The 424-nt window shown below is 32.7% G+C and carries 1 protein-coding gene; it reads left to right on the plus strand.

What is annotated here, in order from left to right; all coding sequences use genetic code 11:
• Nucleotides 1–80 precede the first annotated feature (80 nt).
• Nucleotides 81–383 (plus strand): NADH-quinone oxidoreductase subunit NuoK, encoded by a 303-nt coding sequence (gene nuoK, locus EES38_RS23355; RefSeq protein WP_500691487.1) that lies wholly within the window; start codon nt 81–83, stop codon nt 381–383.
• Nucleotides 384–424 lie beyond the last annotated feature (41 nt).

Here is a 424-nt window from a genome sequence, read left to right on the forward strand (position 1 = left end):
TGTTATATTCTAGTCAATCGAATCGGTTGAATTGTTGTTCATCTTGAAATGCATCGATATTGATAAGGAGTTGGTCAATGATGCTCGAACATGTACTTATTTTGAGTGCCTATTTATTTTCTATCGGTATCTATGGATTGATCACGAGTCGAAATATGGTTCGAGCCCTTATGTGTCTTGAACTTATGCTGAATGCAGTTAATMTAAATTTCGTAACATTTTCGGATTTTTTTGATAATCGCCAAYTAAKAGGAGACATTTTCTCAATTTTTGTTATRGCTATTGCAGCCGCTGAAGCAGCTATTGGACTAGCAATTGTTTCGTCAATTTATCGTAACAGAAACTCTAYTCGTATCAACCAATCGAATTTGTTGAATAAGTAAGATTAATCATAGAAATGAGAATATTCATCAAATAGATATTT

Source organism: Vibrio viridaestus (genome assembly GCF_003856525.1).
In the GTDB taxonomy this organism is placed as follows: Bacteria; Pseudomonadota; Gammaproteobacteria; order Enterobacterales; family Vibrionaceae; genus Vibrio; species Vibrio viridaestus.